Source organism: Methylobacterium platani (assembly GCF_001653715.1).
Lineage (GTDB): Bacteria > Pseudomonadota > Alphaproteobacteria > Rhizobiales > Beijerinckiaceae > Methylobacterium > Methylobacterium platani.
Genome location: NZ_LWHQ01000049.1, coordinates 1 through 17,012 on the forward strand (window position 1 = coordinate 1; position 17,012 = coordinate 17,012).

The following is a 17,012-nucleotide window of genomic DNA, read 5'->3' on the forward strand; positions in this document are numbered from 1 at the left end:
GGGGGCCGGCGCGGCCTCGGGCGGGCGGGCCGCCGGCGGGCGGGGGGCGAGGTAGCGGCGCCCGCCCTCGGCCGCCGGGGGCACCGGGACGGTCGGCGGAGGCGCCGGCTCGACCCGGGGCGGCTGCGGACGCGGCGCCGGGCGCTCCGGCGCGGGACGCGGGCGGGACGCGGGGACGGATTCGGCGGGGGCGGCCTCGGCCGGGGCCGGCCGGGGCGCCGGCTTCGGCGGGCGGCGGCGGACCCGCGGGCGCGGCGGGGCGGCCGCCCGCACGGCACCGTCGCCCGGGAGGGCGATGGTCATGTGCTCGACCGCCGCCACGAGCTGGGCGAGGCTCGCCTGCGCGGTGCGGCAGAGCCGGATCCGCAGCGACAGGGCGCGGCGCGGCGCGGTCGGGTCGGCGGCGCCGAACAGCCCGTCGCGACCGGCGGTCGCCGCGCCCGGCCGCGGCCGCTCGAACCACTGCCAGGCGTAGAGGCAATCGGCGCCGAGCGCCATGCCGACCGGGCCGTAGGCGTTGCGCCGCGGCGGCACCACCCGCAACGCCTCGCCGGGGAAGCGCACCGCGATCTCCCCGGCGATGCCGAACTCGCTCGGCTTGGCGAGCCGCGGCGGGAAGGCGAGGAGGAGGTCGCCGGTCTCGTTGCGCAGGGCGATCTCGGCGTGGTTGCGCCCGTCGCCGCCGTCATAGGCGATGCGCTGGTCGAAGCCGTCGCGGTGGCGCGTCTCGACCACGCTGGCGACCCGGCCGGCCCCGGGCAGGCGCAGGGCCGGGGCGGATTGCGCCGCGGCGGGCCCCGCCCAGATGAGGCCGGCGAGGATGCCGGCAAGAGCTCCGGCAAGAGCTCCGGCAAGGGCTCCGGCAAGGGTGCGACCGCTCACGGATAGCCTTTCTCGGGGGGCAGCGTCCGCTCCGAGGTGGTGCGGGCCGGCACCGAGAACCGGACGCTCTCGGGGGCGGCGGACCGGCCGCGCTCGGCCTGCTGCTCCTGCCACAGGGTGCCGGGCGGGGCCGTGCCCAGCCCCTCCGGCTTGTCGAGGCCGTTATAGCCGGGCAGCAGCGCGTAGCCGTAGCGCTCGTAGGGCATCGCCCCGGCCCCGGGCACCCGGCGCGCCACGAGCGGCGGGGCCGGCGCGGCGGGCTCGCGGGCGTAAGATCCCGGCGCCGCGGCCTGGGCGAGGCCGGCGGGCGGATAGCGCAACGGGTTGTCGAGGGGCACCGCCAGGGGGAACTCGCCGCGCTGGACCGCCTGCGGCACGGCCTCGGCCCGGCCGCCGGCGGCGTCCGGCCGGGGCACGCGGCCGTAGGAGGCCTGGGGCTCCGGCCGCGGGGCGGCGGCCGGTGCCGGTGCCGCCCGGCCGGCGGGCGGGGGCGCGCCCTGCACGGCGCAGGGCAGCGGCGGTCCGCCCTGGCTCTCGCGGAACAGCAGCTCGACCACCTTCGGGAACAGCCCGTCGTAGCGGTTGACCACCTCGAGGTAGGGGCGCTGGCGCTTCAGCCGCTGCAGGGTCAGGGCGTAGCCGAACACCGTGCTCTCGCTCGGCATCCAGGCGACCGCCCGCTGGAACCACTCGAGGGCGGCATCGAACTGGCAGGAATTGTAGGCGTACCAGGCCAGCCCCTGCGCGCCCTCGCCGGAGGCGGTAGCGTTGACGACCCGGGCGTAGCGCTCGATCCGGGCCGGCTCGATGAAGGGCGGGCTCGCGAGCGTCAGCTTGCGCTCGAGCAGGTCGATGTAGAGCAGCTCGTTGCCGACGAAGCGGTCGCGCCAGGCGAACGCCACCTCCTCGGCCTCGCGCGTCATGTTGAGCTCGCGCAGGGTGTGGGCGAGGCCGTGCGCCACCATGGCGTCGCCGCCACGGGCGATCGCCTGCTTGAACCATTCCAGCGCCTCGCGGAACTGGCGCCGCTTGTAGGCGTACCAGCCGAGGAGCCCGGTCTGGCTCGGCTCGGCGGTCTTGCGGGCATAGGCCTGGAAGGCGGTGAGGTCGGGCAGCGTCGGGGTCTGGGCCGGCTCGTCGTGCAGGAAGGCGGCGATGCGGGCCCGGGTGATGTCGAGGCGGATCGGGTCGAACTCGGAAGTCCCCGACGGATCCTGCCGTCCCATGGCGATCAGGCGCTCGGCCTGGTCCATCTTGAGATGGGCCATCGCCTTCTGAATCGTGGCGAGGCGCGCCCCCGCATCGGCGTTGCCGTCGAGGACGGACTTGTAGAGCGTGAAGGCGTCCTCGGTCGCGCCGGTGGCGGCGAGGCCGTCGGCGATGGTCCAGATGCTCTCGACGTCGGCCGGGTCGAGGGCGCCCGGATCGGCGCGGTAGAGGGCGACGATCTCCTCCGGGTTCTTGCTCGAGGCCGCCGCGACGCTGGAGCGGAACTCGGCCCGGCGCAGCTTGCGCGCCAGTTCCTCGGAGGGCTGCCAGGCCGGATCGACGGAGCGGCGGGCCGTGATCGCGGCGCGCAGGTCCTGCAGGCGGCCGGCGGTGAACAGGTCCCAGAGCGGGGCCTCCTCGGGCGGGCTCGGCTGCAGGCTGTCGAGGTCCGGCGGCTCGCTCCAGCCCGGATAGAGCCGCTTCAGGCGGGCGATCTCCGCCTTCATCCGGGCGGTCTGCTTCTGCGAGGCGTAGTAGCGCAGCGCGCTCTCGTCGACCATGCCGGGGGTGCGGGAGGTCTCGGGGTCGACCATGATCGCCGGCGCGCGCGCCCCGTCGCCGTAGACGACGCGCGGGACCGGCGCCTCGGGCGCCTGGGCAAGGGCGGGCGCGGCGAGGGCGGGCGCGGCGAGGGCGAGGGCGGCGGCCGCGACGAGGCGGCGGGTCACGGCTTGAGGCATGACGGAGTGCGCATCCGGGCCGCCACCAGGGCGAGGAGGTGGAGCGTGGTCGGGTAGTAGTTCTGCCCGTCCTGCACGCTGCGCAGGGATTCCGGGAAGGGGGTGCCGTCCTGCGCGCAGGCGACGAGGGCGGGGAGCGCGGTGTAGCCCGGTTCGCTCAGCCACTCGACCGGGCGCCCGTCGCCGGTATCGACGATCGGCAGGCGCTCGCGGTCGATCCCGCCCCACAGGGTCCGGAACGGCGCGTAATCCTCCGGCCGGCCGATGCCCGCCCAGGCGAGGTAGAGCGGGATCCGGATTGCGTTGTAGGAGAACAGCGGCGGGAAGCCGTCGGCGGGGCGCAAGCCGTCCTCTTTGGCCGAGATCCACTCGGTCGGCAGGCCGCTCGGGCCGAAGCGCGAGCGGCGCAGGATCTCGACGCCGCTGCGGATCACCGAGGCCCAGTCGTATTCGGGCGCGACCAGGCTCAGGCGCTGGAAGGCCGGAAAGACCCAGTAGGACAGGTTGACGAGCGGCCCGTCGGCCCGGTCGCGGGCCGAGAAGCCGGTGACCGCCGGCAGCACCAGGGGGCCGTGGGGATCGCGGAACAGGATCGTCTTGCGGCCGAACTCGACCGCGATGCGCCGCGCGGCGGTGCGGTAGGACGGCTCGCCCCAGGCCTCCGCCGCCTCGGTCAGCGCCCAGGCGACCAGGATGTCGCCGTCGGTGGCGTTGTTCATGTCGGCGACCGCCGGGCGGTGGTCCGGTGCCCAGCGCCAGGCCATCAGCTCGTCGGAGCGCACCATCAGGTTGGCGCGGGTCCAGCCCCAGATCCGCTCGAAGGCGGCCCGGTCGCCCGCCGCCACCGCGAGCAGCATGCCGTAGCCCTGGCCCTCGCTGTGGCTGATGAGCCCGTTGGCGGTGTCGACGATCCGGCCCTTCTCGGTGACGAACCGGGCCCGGTAGGCGCGCCAGCTCGGATCGTCGCCGAGGCTGCCGGCGAGCGCCGGCCCGGCGGCGCGGCCGGCCGCCTCGGCCGCGGGGGCCTGGGGCAGGCCCGGCACGGCGGTGGCGGGGGGCACCGGGCTCGCCTCCTGGCTCTGGGCCGTCTGCACGCCCTCGGATGCGCGCTCGGCCGGTTGCCCTTGCGCCGGCTGCGGCACCTGGGGGCTTTGGGCTTGCGGGGCTTGCGGACCCTGCGGGGCTTGCGGACCCTGCGGGGCTTGCGGACCCTGCGCCCGGCCCGGCGCGGGCGCCAGCAGGAGCGGGGCCGGCAGGAGCCAGGCGAGGAGAAGGCCGGCGGGAAGACGGGCGTACGGGCGACGACCCTGCCCGGCGGGAGACGTCCGGCGCCTCACGTGTTCCTCCTGCCGAGCTGGCGCACCAGGCTGGTCGTGGCGAGGCCGAGGCAGAGCGCCATCACCAGCGTCATCGCCACGTAGGCGCCGGGATTGAGGGAGAGCCAGGCCGCCGCGACGAGGCGCAGATTGGTGAGGCCTCGGCCCTGGGTCTCGATCAGCCCGACGCGCGCCGGCTGCACGGTGGTGAGGCTGCCGTCGGATGCGTCCAGAAAGGCGGCCTGGCCGGTCAGGTTGGTCCAGACCACCGGGTCGACGAGGCACGAGACGGAGGCCCGCAGCATCGAGGGGTTGGGGGCGGTCACCAGCACGATGCCGTCCTCGCCCCGGCCGGCGTCGCGGCTCGCGGCCTGGATCGCGGCCTGGCCCACTCCCTGGCCCGCTCCCCCGCCGCCCGCCTGTCCGCTGCCTTGCCCGCTTGCTTGCCCGCCTCCTTGGGCGACGATCAGCGAGGCGCGGGGATTGAGCGGCACCGCCTCGGGCGCCGGGCCGCCGGCGGCCCGGGCGGCGAGGTCGCGCAGGTCGGCCGCCCGGCGCGACAGGCCCTCCCAGGCATTGGCGAGCACGGCCGGAACGGTGCCGAAGCCGCGCGCCGACTCGTCCCAGCGCGCCACGAGGTCGGCGTCGCTGTCGGCGGGGGCGGGAGCGGCGGCCGCCGCCGCGGCGACCGGCGTCGCGGGAGCGGCCGGGACCGGTGCGGCCGGCGCGGCATTGCGCAAGGGCGTCGTGAAGGCCGGCAGGGCGCAGCGCATCGGCAGGTTGCGGCGCAGCCGGTCGAGGGTGACGACGCCCTCGGCCCCGAACGGGCCGGGGGTGGCGACGGTCTCGGCGCGGCCCTCCCAGATCGCCCGCACCTGGGCCGGATCGAGGCCGACCGCCTCCAGGGTCGCCGGGGTGAGGGCGCGGATCGGGGCGACGACGAGGCGGGCGCCGCCCGCCTCGCGCTCGTCGCTGCCGAGCGCGAAGTCGATCACCCGGCCGGCCGCGATGGCGAGGCGCGCCGCGAGCGTCGCGGCGGCGGAGGCCGAATCGCGGTCGGGGGTCGGCAGGATCAGGCGGGGACGCGGGCCGGAGGCCGGGTCACCCGGTGTCGCGAACGGCACCGCCCCGGCCTTGACGGCGGCGAGGTCGGGGCTGCGCACCGCCCGGGCGAGCGCCGGCACGTCGAGGCGGGTGCGGTCGAGGAACAGGAAGCGGGCGCGCCGGGCGCCGGGCGCGAGGGTGTCGCAGGTCCGGTCGGCGGCGGTGGGCAGCTGGGCGCTGATCTCGACCCGGTTGAGGCCCGGCCGCCACAGGCTCAAGGGGAGCGGGATCGCGCTGTCGGTGAACACCTCGCCGCGGCTGTAGGGCAGGGGCACGCTGGCGGCGTTGCGGCCGTTGATGTCGACGACGATCCGGGCGCTCGGCTCGAGCCCGGCGGCGTAGCCGCCGGCGAGGTGCAGCATCACCTTGCCGTAATCGGCCGGGACGAAATCCGCCGGGAAGCGCAGGTCGAAGCCGACCCGCAGGAGGCGGCCGTTGAACTCGCGGCTGGCGACGCCGAGCTGGTCGAGCGTCAGGCTCTCGCCGCCCCGGACCGGGTAGCCCCGGGTCAGCTCGGCGAGCCGGGATCCCGCCGGCGTGCCGGAGCCGTCGCCGGAGGCGGCGAGCGTCGCGATCGCCTGGCGCACCTCCGCCGCGCTCGTGCCGGTGACGACGAGGACCGGGGCGCGGCTGCCGCGCGGGCCGAGCAGCGCGACCCGCGGGCCGGTGACCGGCCCGAGCTCCTCCAATCCTTCCGTGCCGCGGATCTCGGCGGCGGTGCCGACGAGCAGGTTGAGGCCGGCGCGGCCGGAGAGGGCCGGACCGAAGGTGACCGCCGGCCGGGCGAGGCGCCCGACGAGGGCGACCGCCTGCACCGCGCCGATCATCCGCTCGAGCCGCTCCGGGCTCGGCCGCTCGGCGAGCAGCACGCCGATCGGCAGGGCGCCGCTCTCGTCGGGCTCGAGCGCCGCCAGGGTCTTGAGGTCGAGGTCGCCGGCCTGCCCGACGACGAGGCCGGAGCGCGACGGGTCGATCTGCGTCCACAGCTCGTAGGTCGCCTCGGTCGAGCAATCGACCCGGTGGCGCTGGCTCGCCGCGAGGGAGACCGCGTTGTAGCCGGCCTTGAGCAGGCCTTCGGGCAGCGGGAACTCCACCACCTTCACGGCGCCCGGCGCCTGGATCCGGGTCCAGCCGACCTTGGTGCCGTTGACGCTGCCCGACAGCTCCGAGGCCTCCGGCGCCACCGAGATCGCCGACAGGTAGGAGACGCGCAGCTTCGTCTGGCCCCGCGCCTGCGCCTCGGTCAGGTAGACCGGGAATTGCAGCGAATCCTCCTCGCCGGCGAGGCGGTAGCCCCGGGTCCCGGCGGGAAACCGCCGCGCCGCCGCGACCGCCGCCGCCGCGGTCATCGGCACGCCGCGGCGGGCCGCCTCGGTCTCCGCCGGCGGCGGCTTCGGGGCTGGAGGCCGCAGGGGCTCGCCGGCCGGCGGCAGGGTCAGGCGCTCGGCCGGGCCGGTGCCGAGAAAGCTCTGGGCGAGGGCGGGGGTGGTCAGGAGAATGGCGAGGAGGAGCGCAGCCACGCGGCGCAGGATCATGGCAGCCTCACGCCGCATCGGTGCGGCGGCGGCCCGCGGCCAGCGCACGGTCGTTCTCGTAGTCGAGCATCAGGCGGACCCAGTCGCCGTCGGCCTCCGCCTCGGCGTGAGCCGGCGCGGGGGCAGGGGACAGGGCATGGGACTGGGCAGGGGTGTGGGACTGGGCATGGACCTGACCCTGGGCCTGGGGCCGCACCGGCATCGTCGGGCGCTGGGGAGCCGCGAGGGGCAGCTCGACCGGCCGCACCGGCGCGGGCGGCGGAACGGATTCGTCGTAGACCGGCGCCGCGGCCGGGGCCTCGACCGCGACCGGCCGGGGCGCCTCGCCGGCCAGCCCGTAGCGCAGGGCGCGGACGGGCTCGGCGAGGCCCCACCAGATGAACTGGAGCGTGCCGGTGAACAGGTCCTTGTGGCGCCGCCGCCGCAGCTGGAACCGGCGCATCGCCTCGGCGTCGCCGTACATCAGCCCGGCAAGGGCGACGTAGTCCCGGGGCCGCAGCGCCCCGAAGGCGAGGCGGCAGACCGCGTCGGTGCCGGTGCGGGTGACCGGCCCGAGCACCACCGGCAGGGCGCCGGCGGGGCGCGCCCCGGCGACGGGCTCGACCGCGAGGGTGCCCGGAACCGGGCGCTGGCCGGCGCCGGGGGCGAGGAAGGCCGCCGGCATCCGCACGGTGCAGGCCTCGGCCGAGACCCGCTCGATCGCCACGTCCACGGCCCGGCCCGCGAGGGTGAGCTGGCCGCGGCGGGCGATCGTCAACGACGGCGTGCGCTCGAGCTGGCGGCGCTCGGCGCAGACCCCGAGCGCCGCCCCGGCGGTGAGCAGGTTGAAGAAGTTCCACAGGCCGACGACCAGCATCAGGTTGGTCACGCCGGGCTCGAACAGGTAGCGCCACCCCGCCACCAGGCAGCCGACGAGCAGGAGCCCGTAGACGGCGAAGAACGGCAGCGACAGGGCCGAGAGGTGGTCGTGGTCGAGCGTCGCGCCCTTGTTGGTGACGTTGAAGGTGGGTTTGCGCGGCGACCAGATCACCGAGACGATCGCCTTCGACAGGTACAGGCCCTGGACGTACTCGTAGAGCTCGGAGACGAACGGCCAGCGGAACTTACCGTAGACGTAGTTCTGCATCATCAGGTTGATGACGATGTAGGTCGCCGTGTAGGCGATCGACTCGTCGACGCTGGCGACGAAGATCTTCAGGTCGAAGAAGATGTGCAGGAGCGGCGCGAACATGAAGGCGAGCCGCGGGATCGGGAAGAACCAGAACGTCATGCTCGACAGGTAGGCGAGCTTCTGGATCGGCTTGAGCCCCTTCTGCAGGGCCGGGTTCTTGAGCAGCAGGATCTGGAACATGCCCTGGCACCAGCGCGAGCGCTGGCCGATGAAGTCGGCGAGCGTGTCGGGCTGGAGGCCGGCGATCAGCGGCTTGTCGACGTAGGCGCTGGTCCAGCCGCGGGAATGCAGCTCGAAGGCGGTCTCGCAATCCTCCGTGATGGTGATGCCGGCAAAGCCCCCCGCCTCGTCGAGGGCGACGCGGCGCAGGAGCGCCGCCGAGCCGCAGAAGAACGAGCCGTTCCACTTGTCGAGCCCGGCCTGGGTCACCGCGTAGAACATCTCGTTCTCCGACGGCATCCGCTCGAAGGTCTTGAGGTTGCGCTCGATCGGGTCGGGATTCAGGAAGGCGTGCGGGGTCTGGACCAGGAAGAGCTTGGGATCCTCGGCGAAGTACCCGACGGTCTCGGCGAGCAGCGAGCGGAACGGCACGTGGTCGGCGTCGAGCACCAGGACGAGGTCGCCGCTCGCGGAGGCCAGCCCGTTGTTGAGGTTGCCGGCCTTGGCGTGCTCGTTGCGGGCCCGGGTCAGGTAGCGGGCGCCGAGCTCGGCGCAGAGCGCCTGCAAGTCCACCCGCCGCGCCTTGGCGGCGGCGGCCTTCTCGGGATTGGCGTCGGCGCATTTCTGGTCGGTGCCGCCGTCGTCGAGGAGCCAGACCGTCAGCTTCTCGGGCGGGTAGTTCATCTGGCGCGCGGCGGCGAGCGTCATCGCCAGGATCGCCGCGTCCTCGTTGTAGCTCGGCACGAAGACGTCGACGGCGGGCAGTTCGGCGGCGGGCGCGGACGGGGGCGGGCGGCGGCGCAGCGGCTCGGCGTTGATGATCAGGCTGACGAACAGAATGAAGACGCAGTAGAGCTCGCAGAGCAGCAGCAGCAGGCCGAAGCCGAAGCTGACCGGGTCACCCGGCGAGGGCAGGGTGTCGGTCACCCGCCACAGGATGTAGCGCAGCACCACCAGGCTGCCCATCGCCAGGAAGACGAAGCGCGCCCGCGGCCCGTCGAACAGGAGCCAGAGCCCCGTCATCGCCGCCATGGCGGCGAGGCTCATCGCGAGCTGGTTCTGGGTGCCGACGGGCTGGCTCAGCAGAAGGAGGCCGGCCGCCGTCGTCCCGATCCAGGCCAGCCATCGCAACCCACGCACCACGCCCGCCTCTCCAGCCTCACCGCCCCCTAGGCCATCGGATTGTGTCGATTTCTCGTTACGAAAACCTGATTTCGACCAGCAACTCAAGCCATCAATCCGCGAAATCACGTGCAAAAAAGTCGCATTTGCTCGCAAATCGACGTGTCTCACTTGACGCAGATCACTCCCGCCCCAGAAAAAACTGCTGAATGTTTTCCTCGAACAGTGTGCGAGCACAACAGAAAGCCGAACGATCGCGCCCGATCACAACCTTGCGTCAATCAACCTATGATTGCTCGGCCGATTCGTGCTGCATGGCCAGCATCTGCACCGCCTGTCCCTTCCGTCAACGGGATGGCAGGGGGCATCGCTTGTCCCGGCGGATCGCCGGCGTGCCTGTCCCTGCGTTCCGGCCCGGGGGGACCGCGGCGCGCGACCGGACGACGGGCGCCGCCCCGCCCGCGTCCCCGGTGCGCAGCGGGGGCGGGCGGGTGGACGACGGTCGTCGCGCCGCCGCTCACGCCGGACGATCGGGCTCTCGGCGCTTGGTCGGCTTGGGGCGCCGATCCTGCGGAGGATTCTTGATCCGGCCCACAACCTCATCCCGAGGTGCCGGCTCATCGACGAGGGACTAGGACCCGTTTGATTGCAGGGTTCGATCGATGCGGCGCACATGCCAGCCGCACTCCGGGTCATCCCGGGGCTCGCCGGAGGCGAGAACCCGGGACGACGAGGGAGGATGTTCATCCTGTCGAGCAGGTCGAACAGGCTCCGGCGCATCGGGACGAGGTCGGACGGGCGCTCAGAAGTTCGCCCGCGCCTCGATGCTCGAATAATAACCGGAGCCCTGGACCCGGTCCTGGACGTAGCCGGCGGCCAGCGACATCTGCACCGGCCCGAACTTCACGCCCGAGAGATGGGCGCCGATGCGGTACTGGCGGAAGAAGTCGTCGCCGAGGAACAAGGCCTCGGGGCCGATATAGACGCCGTCGGCGACCATGTAGCCGAGGCGGAGCCGGGAATAGTAGGCGTTGAACTTGGTCGAGTAGGAGCCGTAGGCCGACACCATGGTGCGGTCGGTGGGGTTGGCGTAGAAATTCGCGGCGACGCGCAGGCCGAGGCCGGTGCCGACCACCGGGTTGCCGGGATCGGGGATCGAGAGCTGGTTGCTGCGGGCGTTGAAGCCGATGAAGCCGGCCAGCGCCGCGTCGCGCCAGACCCACTCGTAGCCGGCCATCACCGAGCCCTCCTCCTGGTAGCCCGTCACCCGCGAGGCGACGGCCTGGCCCGGATAGGAATAGGTGCCGGCGATCGCCTCGACCCGCACCCGCGGCCCGCTCTGGGTCGGCGGGCCGGCGAGCGGCGCCGTGACGGTGATCGAGCCGAAGGCCGAACTGTTGGAGGTGACGCTGGTGGACCCGTCGACGGCGATCGCCCAGCTGTCGTCGACCGCCTGGGCCTGCGCGCCGGTATACCAGTCGGCGCCGGTACCGGCCGCCCTCAGATCCGCGGCGCGGACGGCGCCGGTCGTGGCGAGCACGGCCAGGCTCGCGCCGCCGAGCAGGCGGAATACTCGATGCCGATTCGAGGCAATCAACGCCGCCTCCACCATACGTTACCGATCGAATGTGCACCGATTTATGCGGGACGACGGTTAAGATTTGACTTTCATTCGACCTGATCGGAGCCGGTAAATTTTACCGATGCGGAAAGACATGCGCGCGGCCGGTCGCGGCGGGGCGGCGCCGGCCCGGTCTCGTGGCGCCGCGCCGTCGAACGGATCCGTTCGACGGCGCTGGCCAAGCCCGCAGGGTTTCCCCGTCCTCGCGTCGGCGCCGATGCGCCGGACGCCTCGGCATCGACGGGTCGATGCCGAGGCGCGAGGGTATCACGCGGCCCGGCTCGCCGGCGGCGCGGCGGCGCCGAGCACGGTGGCGAGGTCCTCGGGCCGGAACGGCTTGTCGAGCTGCAGGAAGCGGCGGGCCGCCGCCGGCAGCTGCCCGTGCGGGCTCGCCAGGATCACCCGGATGCCGGGATGGCGCTCGACCACCGCGGCGGCGAGCTGGAGGCCGGTCATCACCGGCATCGCCTGGTCGGCGATCATCGCGTCGAAGGCGGCATCGTCCCCGAGGAGGTCCAGCGCGTGCTCGCCGGAGGCGGCCTGGACCACCGCGTGGCCGAGCTCGCCGAGGGCCTCGGCGACGCTCGCGCGCACCAGGCTGTCGCTCTCGACGAGCAGGATGCGCAGGGGCGCCGCCTGCGCCGGGGCCGGGCGCGCGTCGGGCGCGGGCGCCTCGGCCCGCAGCCAGACCTCGGCCAGGAACGCCTCCTCGCCGCGCCCGTCGCAGACGAGGCGCCAGCCGCCGCCGCGCTCGCGCACGAGCTGCGCCACGGTCGCGAGCGCCCGGCCATGATCCTGCGTCCGGGACTGCGACGGGAGGCGCGGGCTCGCGCCGGAAGGCCGGCGCCCGCTCGCGAACAGGACCCGCAGGGCGGGACCGTCCGGCATCCCCGGCAGCGTCGGCGCCCCGGCCGGATGCGCCGCCGCCCCGATCGCGAAGCCGTGCAGGCCGAGGTCGCGGACGTGGACGGCGAGGTTGAGCAGGACCAGTTCGAGCAGCCGCTCGCCGCACAGGGCCTTCGGCAGCCCCTCGGGGATGCGGGTGACGACGGGCGCGTCGCGCAGGACGTTCGCCTGCAGGAAGGGCAGGAAGGCCGCGACGGTGGCCGAGAGATCGGACGCGGCGAGATCCGGCGAGGCCGGATCGCCGGCGGCCGCCTCGTCGCCCCGCACCAGGCCGAGCAGGCGGCGGGTGAGCGCCGCGCCGCGCTGGGCGCCGGCGAGCGCCGCGTCGGTCAGGGCGGCCTGGCGCGGATCGAGGGCGGTCTGGCGCCGCAGCACGCCGAGATTGGCCAGCACCACCGTCAGCACGTCGTTGAAGTCGTGGACGATGCCGTCGGTGACCCGGCGCAGGACGAGGTTGCGGCGGCGCTCGTTGGCGCCCGCCGGGGTGTCGGCCGGCTCGCCCTCCCGGATGACCCGGCTGAGGGCGTGCACCCGCGGGCGGCCGGCGGCGTCGCGGCCGCGCAGGAGCCGCAGCAGCAGGCGGCGGCCGGCCTCCGGCCCGGGGCCGCTCGTGCGCAGGACGACGTCGTGCGGGCCGTCGGCCTCGAGCGCCGCCGCGAGGGTGAGGTCGAGGAGGGGGCGGTCGGCGGGCTCGAACCGGGCGGCGAGGTCGGCGAAGGTCGCGACGCGGTCGGCAGGGGCGGGGCCGCCGCCCGCGGCGCTGCCGGCCCCGTCGGGATCCGACCACACCACCTGCCGGGTCTCGGGATCGATCTCCCAGCAGGTCCAGCCCGACATCGCCTCGAAGGTGGTGAGCCGGCCGCGGACGCGGTCGAGGCCGCTGCCGGCCCCGGCGAGCCGGGCGTCGAGGCTCAGGGTGCGGTCGCGGACGCTGCCCGAGAGCGCCGCGATCTCGCGCACCCGCGAGGCCGGCGCCGCGCCCAGGATGTCGCCCGGGGCCTCGTCGGCGACCCGGCGCAGCCGCGCCGAGACCCGCCCGCCGAGGGCGTAGCCGAGGCCGCCGGCCCCGAGCACCAGGGCGAGGCCGAGCGCGATCAGGCGCGGGTCCGGGCCCGCCGGCCCCGCGAGCGGGATCCCGGGCGCGGCGGCGGTGACGAGCCAGCCCGGGCTGGCGAGGTCGCGGCTGCCGCGGGTGGGCGCGGCCTCGTGCGGGCGCGGGTCGTCGGCGGCCGGCAGGGGCCCGAGGAGGGCGCGCCCGTCGGCGCCGGCGACCGCGAAGCGGATCCCGTCGGCCCGGCCCGGATCGGACCCGCGCAGGCCGGACGCCAGCAGGCCGGAGCCGCCCAGGCCGCGCCGGACCCGCTCGGCGATGCCGTCGAAATAGCCGGGCGCGGCCCGGAGCACGAGGCGGTCCGACCGGCCGGGCGCCCCGAGCGCCAGCGTCATCGCGAACGGCGCCTCCTCGGGGCCGGCCGTCACCGCGACCTCGGCGCCGCGGCCGGGCGCCGGGATCCGCGGCACGATCTCCCGCGGGACCGGCCCCGTCCCGCCGGAGGCGCGCAACGTTCCGTCCGGGGCGAGGAGCACCGCGTCGCGGTAGCGCGGGTTGAGGGCGAGCCAGTCCTGCAGCCGTGCGGCGCGCCAGGCATCGGAGATCGCGGCGTCGTCGAGGCGCAGGAGCAGGGCGGCGTTGCGGGCCTCCGCGATCGACGCGGCGAGTTCCTCGTCGAGGGCGTCGGCATAGGCCCGGGCGGCCTGGACCAGGGCCGGCCGCTCGCTCCCGGGCCCGCGCGGGGCGGTCGGCAGCGCGCCGCCGAACCAGGCCAGCCCGAAGGCCGCGGCCGCCACGCCGGCGAGCTGCGCCGCGTTCAGCACCTTGAGCGAGATCCGGACCGAGTCCAGCATGAACGGGTTCCAAGGGCGCCACGCGCGAGCGCCGGCCCGGAAGGCGGCTCCCACGTCGTGCAACCAGGGCAGGAATCCGCTTAAGGCCCGGTTAACGCTGTTCGCGCCCGCCCGCCGCCGGTCGGGCCGGCGCGGCGAGGCCCCAGCGCGCGCGATAGGCCGCGAGCGTCCCGGCCCCGGGGCCGGCCAGCGCCACGTAGCCGTCCGGCCGCACCAGGTAGGCCTCGTCCCGCGCGAAGCCCGCCTCCCGCGCCGCCTCGCTCCACGGGAAGACGTGGAGCGGCCAGCCGGCGCGCCGGGCCTCGGCGGCGAGGGCCGGATCGGCCGCGCCGTGGACGTGGAGCTGCCAGCGCAGGTCGGCCAGCGGCGCGAAGGTGTCGGGCCCGGCCGGCGCGGCCGCGGCGAGGTAGGGCAGGCGGTCGCCGCCCTGCACGGTCCCGGCCCGGCCGCCGCTCAGGGGGCTGTCGTGATAGGCGATGCGGACCTGCGAGACGGTGTCGAACAGGCGCCGGCGCGCCGCCGGGATGCCCCAGAGCGCCGGCACCAGGTGGGGCAGGAGCCAGGTCCGCAGCACCTGGCTGCCGAGGCCGGGCCCGGCGACCGCCCGGAACGCCCGGTCGGTGGTGGCGACGAGGCTGCGGGCGAAGGCGATCCGCTCCGGCTCGTAGGTGTCGAGGAGGGCGGGACCGGCCCGGCCGGCAACGACCTCGGCGAGCTTCCAGGCGAGGTTCACCGCGTCGCCGATGCCGGTATTCATGCCCTGGCCGCCGGCCGGGCTGTGGACGTGGCCGGCATCGCCCGCCAGGAAGCAGCGGCCGGCCCGGAACGCATCCGCCACCCGGTGATGGACGCGGTAGGTCGAGAACCAGTTCACCGCCTCGACCCGGATGCCCATCAGCGCCTCGACGCCCGGGCGCAGATCCTCGAAGGTCAAGGCCTCGGAGGCGAGGCCGCTGCGGCCCGCCAGGGCCTCCGGCACCAGGCCGATCAGGCGCTGCATCCCGGAGAGCCGCACCGGCAGCATCAGCCCGAAGCCGTGGGCGCCCAGCGTGATCGACAGGTCCTCGCGCAGGCCGCCGGCGATGCGGGTATCGGCGACGTAGAACAGCTGGTCGTAGGTGCCGCCGGGAAAGCCGATCCCGAGGCTCTCCCGCACCCGGCTGTGGGCGCCGTCGCAGCCGCAGAGATACGACGCCGCGCAGGCCTCCTCGGCGCCCCCGCGCGACAGCAGAGCCCGGACGCCCGCCCCGTCCTGCGACAGGCCGGCCAGCGCCGTGCCCCACTCGACCGCGACGCCGGCCTTTTCGAGCTCGGCCGCCAGCCGGCGCTCGTGGTCGTCCTGCGCGTAGGCGAGGACGAAGGGGTAGGGGCTCTCGCCCGCGCCGAGGTCGCCGAAGGCCACCCGCGCCACCTCCTCGCCGCCCTCGCGCAGGCGGACCGCCGGGATCTTCACCCCCTCGGCCACCACCGCCTCGGCGAAGCCGAGCTGGCGGTAGAACTCGAGGGTGCGGGCCTGCACCACCATCGCCCGCGAGGCGGTGCCCGGCCCCTCGGCCCGGTCGACGATCCGGACGCGCACGCCGCGGCGGGCGAGCTGGAGCGCCAGCACGAGGCCGGTCGGGCCGGCGCCGACGACGAGCACCTGCGGGACGGTGGACGACACGGTGCCGGGCATGGCGCTCCCCCTCGCGGCGACGACGACCGCCCGGTCAGTCTCGCCCGGGATGCGGGCCGCGGCCAATCAAGAATGACGGCGGGCTCCGGACACGCGCCGGGAGCGCCTTCGGCACCCGATCGCGCCCGCGGTAGTGGCGTTCCTGCGAAATCGCCCCCCTTGCGGCGCCCGGCGGCTGCCGGATGCGGCCCGCGTCCTTCACGAGGGCAGCGGGACCGGAATTCCAGGACTTGATGCTCGGGCCGGAAGGCAGGTCGCACGGATTCAGCGGTCCGACGCTGCCGAAACGAACCACAAGATCGCAACCGCACGAAGCGAATGCATCATGAATATCGACATATACTATCGGATGCGAGTCCACGATCAATGTACGACACAGAAATTCCACCACCCCAGCCTGTCAGAGCCGTCCACGATCGCTCGAACGACAACTCGACGACGCTATGATGACAAACTCTTGGTAATGCCTTAGAGCATATCGCCTCAAGCAGGAGCTTACGTTTTCGGGTGCCGCACGCATTTCGTATGTTCAAGGCACTTAAAAGCCTTGATTTTTCCGAAGACCAAGCTCTCGCCGTCGGCGGAGCTGTGGAGATTGCCAGAACTCCTCACAGAAGCTTTGATCGTGAAGCAACCATCGACACATTGTGTGATGGAGGTTTCGAAGAACGGGCGGCAGAACCGATTGCCGACGCGCTGCGTCACTGTTTTGTCTCTGAAAAAGTGACTGCGCAGTACGAGAGGCCAAGACTGAAAACCGCCTTGGTGAGGGGCGGGATGGCGGCCGAAACCGCGGAAGCGTTTCTCTCGGCCCTCGACGGATCCGTCGTGACACGGCGGAATGCGGAGGTGCGCAGGCCGATCACCCACCCTCCGAGCCCGGGCAGGGTGGTGATGTGCGACTTCACACACCTCGTCAAACCGGAGATGCTCAAGGAGCGGAGGGCGATCGTCATCTCCTCCCGTCTACAGTCGGTTTCCGGGCGCTGCACGGTCGTCCCGGTGAGCAAAAGCCCGCCGCGCGGAGACAGCTCATCTTATTTTAAATTCGAGCCGGGATCTCATGCCTGTTTCCACAGAACCGATCCGGTATGGGCTGTCTGCGACCACGTTTATACAGTTTCACTCGCACGGCTCTGGCGGGTGAATGTTAATCGGAGACCTGAAATGCCGTCGATTTCAGGAGATGAGCTGGCCGGCATCCGGTCCCTCGTGGGAACAGTTTTGTGCGGCGAGCGTTGACCGCCCGAGCTGCATATGCCATACGTAGCTCACGCGCTGGGGGAGGCGAAAGCCAACCTTTCAGCTGACCGAAGGTGATTTCTCACCGGAGGTCGGGGTTGTCCCAAGGGACTTCCCCCCAAACAAAAGCCCCGCTTCGGCGGGGCTTTTTTCTTATGTTTGCTTGCCCTGTCGACTCCTCGCCGTCCCGTCCGGTGCGACCGGGCCGGGCATGCGCATCGGGCCGTCGACGCCTCGGGACCGGATCGCCTCGCCGGGATCGGGTTCGCCGGCGGGTGATCGCTCGCCGATTTCGGCCAGCAGGGCAGCGCGAAAGGCGGGGTCGCGCGCGGCACGCGCCTCGACGGTATCGTGGACGCTGCGGGTCGGGGTCATCGCCACTCCGTCCTGCGCCGCTCCAAGACGGCCGACGGCGTGAGGACGGG

General features: G+C 74.0%; 10 protein-coding genes. 1 reads left to right on the plus strand and 9 read right to left on the minus strand.

The genetic code is table 11. The features are described 5' to 3' along the window. The 8 genes from bcsN to A5481_RS24385 form a co-directional block, all read right to left on the minus strand. Positions 1 to 882: cellulose biosynthesis protein BcsN (gene bcsN / locus A5481_RS24350; protein ID WP_064504373.1), on the minus strand; the 882-nt coding region annotated here is incomplete at its 3' end. After that, positions 879 to 2,831, minus strand: a complete 1,953-nt coding sequence (locus tag A5481_RS24355; RefSeq protein WP_156311972.1) for a hypothetical protein — start codon at positions 2,829 to 2,831, stop codon at positions 879 to 881. The genes A5481_RS24355 and bcsN, both read right to left, overlap by 4 nt. Further along, positions 2,816 to 4,168 (minus strand): family 8 glycosyl hydrolase, encoded by a 1,353-nt coding sequence (locus tag A5481_RS24360; protein ID WP_425339758.1) that lies wholly within the window; start codon positions 4,166 to 4,168, stop codon positions 2,816 to 2,818. The genes A5481_RS24355 and A5481_RS24360 overlap by 16 nt, the downstream gene beginning before the upstream one ends. Beyond that, positions 4,165 to 6,786 (minus strand): cellulose biosynthesis cyclic di-GMP-binding regulatory protein BcsB, encoded by a 2,622-nt coding sequence (locus tag A5481_RS24365; protein WP_245239021.1) that lies wholly within the window; start codon positions 6,784 to 6,786, stop codon positions 4,165 to 4,167. The genes A5481_RS24360 and A5481_RS24365 overlap by 4 nt, the downstream gene beginning before the upstream one ends. A gap of 7 nt (positions 6,787 to 6,793) precedes the next feature. Then, a complete protein-coding gene (gene bcsA, locus A5481_RS24370) occupies positions 6,794 to 9,259 on the minus strand; it encodes a UDP-forming cellulose synthase catalytic subunit (RefSeq protein WP_064504374.1) in 2,466 nt (821 codons plus the stop codon). A 781-nt stretch (positions 9,260 to 10,040) separates the two neighbouring features. Beyond that, complete coding sequence (gene bcsS / locus A5481_RS24375; RefSeq protein ID WP_245238726.1) at positions 10,041 to 10,778, minus strand: cellulose biosynthesis protein BcsS; 738 nt, start codon at positions 10,776 to 10,778, stop codon at positions 10,041 to 10,043. Positions 10,779 to 11,126: 348 nt separating this feature from the next. Further along, positions 11,127 to 13,670: a response regulator gene (locus tag A5481_RS24380; protein WP_048432951.1), complete on the minus strand. Its 2,544-nt coding sequence runs from the start codon at positions 13,668 to 13,670 to the stop codon at positions 11,127 to 11,129. A gap of 91 nt (positions 13,671 to 13,761) precedes the next feature. Beyond that, a complete protein-coding gene (locus A5481_RS24385) occupies positions 13,762 to 15,345 on the minus strand; it encodes an FAD-dependent oxidoreductase (RefSeq protein ID WP_245238728.1) in 1,584 nt (527 codons plus the stop codon). A gap of 525 nt (positions 15,346 to 15,870) precedes the next feature. Here A5481_RS24385 and A5481_RS32770 point away from each other — a divergent pair. Then, positions 15,871 to 16,587: a type II toxin-antitoxin system PemK/MazF family toxin gene (locus A5481_RS32770; RefSeq protein WP_082173013.1), complete on the plus strand. Its 717-nt coding sequence runs from the start codon at positions 15,871 to 15,873 to the stop codon at positions 16,585 to 16,587. 153 nt (positions 16,588 to 16,740) lie between these two features. Here A5481_RS32770 and A5481_RS33860 read toward each other — a convergent pair whose 3' ends face one another. Continuing rightward, positions 16,741 to 16,962 (minus strand): hypothetical protein, encoded by a 222-nt coding sequence (locus A5481_RS33860; RefSeq protein WP_156311777.1) that lies wholly within the window; start codon positions 16,960 to 16,962, stop codon positions 16,741 to 16,743. Positions 16,963 to 17,012 lie beyond the last annotated feature (50 nt).

Bases quoted from the DNA above. Each gene is read 5' to 3' on its own strand.
- A5481_RS24380 (WP_048432951.1), bottom strand. From the start codon at position 13,670: ATGCTGGACTCGGTCCGGATCTCGCTCAAGGTGCTGAACGCGGCGCAG.
- A5481_RS32770 (WP_082173013.1), top strand. From the start codon at position 15,871: ATGTTCAAGGCACTTAAAAGCCTTGATTTTTCCGAAGACCAAGCTCTC.
- A5481_RS24355 (WP_156311972.1), bottom strand. From the start codon at position 2,831: ATGCCTCAAGCCGTGACCCGCCGCCTCGTCGCGGCCGCCGCCCTCGCC.
- A5481_RS24365 (WP_245239021.1), bottom strand. From the start codon at position 6,786: ATGATCCTGCGCCGCGTGGCTGCGCTCCTCCTCGCCATTCTCCTGACC.
- A5481_RS33860 (WP_156311777.1), bottom strand. From the start codon at position 16,962: ATGACCCCGACCCGCAGCGTCCACGATACCGTCGAGGCGCGTGCCGCG.
- A5481_RS24385 (WP_245238728.1), bottom strand. From the start codon at position 15,345: ATGCCCGGCACCGTGTCGTCCACCGTCCCGCAGGTGCTCGTCGTCGGC.